Origin of the sequence: Streptomyces beihaiensis, assembly GCF_026274175.1 — a bacterium.
Classification (GTDB): Bacteria; Actinomycetota; Actinomycetes; order Streptomycetales; family Streptomycetaceae; genus Streptomyces; species Streptomyces beihaiensis.
This window is the reverse complement of sequence record NZ_JAPHNL010000208.1, coordinates 1-1,109: the sequence shown is the minus strand read 5'-3', so window position 1 is coordinate 1,109 and position 1,109 is coordinate 1. Positions and strand designations below refer to the sequence as shown.

General features: G+C 69.0%; 1 pseudogene. It reads right to left on the bottom strand.

The annotated features are described in order from the left end of the window. A pseudogene (locus tag OFY01_RS17175) lies at window positions 1-1,109 on the bottom strand (alpha-1,4-glucan--maltose-1-phosphate maltosyltransferase); the annotation flags it as partial.

The window sequence follows — 1,109 nt, the reverse complement described above, 5'->3', positions numbered from 1 at the left end:
CGGCGCCGGATCTCGTTGAGGCGGGTGATGAACGGGGCGATGCTACGACCCTCGCGCTCGGCCGCGGCCCAGTCACGCGGACGCAACTCGTACTTCTCCGAGTGCAGATACTCCTCGCTGCCCGGCCGGAGCGGCGTGTTCTCGCACAGCTCGTAGCCGCTGTACATGCCCCACGAGGGCGACAGCGTCGCCGCCAGCACCGCCCGCACCTCGAACGCCGGGCGCCCGCCCTCCTGGAGGTACGCGTGCAGGATGTCCGGGGTGTTCACGAAGAAGTTCGGCCGCATGCGACAGGCCGACTCGGCGCCCGCCAACTCCTCTGCGTACTGGGTGAGTTCGTGTTTCCCGTTGCGCCAGGTGAAGTACGTGTACGACTGCTGGAAACCGACCTCGGCGAGCACCCGCATCATCGCCGGGCGGGTGAACGCCTCCGCCAGGAAGATCACATCCGGGTCGGCGCGGTTCACGGCCGAGATGACCTGTTCCCAGAACACCACCGGCTTCGTGTGCGGATTGTCGACCCGGAAGATCCGCACCCCGTGCTCCGTCCAGAACCGCAGGATACGGACCGTCTCCTCGACCAGACCCGGCATGTCCCGGTCGAAGTCGAGCGGATAGATGTCCTGGTACTTCTTCGGCGGGTTCTCCGCGTACGCGATCGAGCCGTCAGGACGCTGCCGGAACCACTCCGGACGCTTGTCCACCCACGGATGGTCCGGCGAACACTGCAACGCGAAGTCCAGCGCCACCTCCAACCCCAACTCCCCGGCCCTGCGCACGAACACGTCGAAGTCGTCCAGCGTGCCCAACCGCGGATGGACCGCGTCATGACCACCGTCGGGGGACCCGATCGCCCACGGCACGCCCACGTCGTCCGGACCCGCGACCAGCGCGTTGTCGCGGCCCTTGCGGAACGTGCGGCCGATGGGATGGACCGGCGGCAGGTACACCACGTCGAAACCCATCGCCGCCACCCGCTCCAGCGCGTCCGCCGCCGTGCGCAGCGTGCCGTGGACCGGACGCCCCTCCGCGTCCCACCCGCCCGTCGAGCGCGGGAACAGCTCGTACCACGCCCCGTACAACGCCCGCTCGCGTTCCACGAGGAGCGG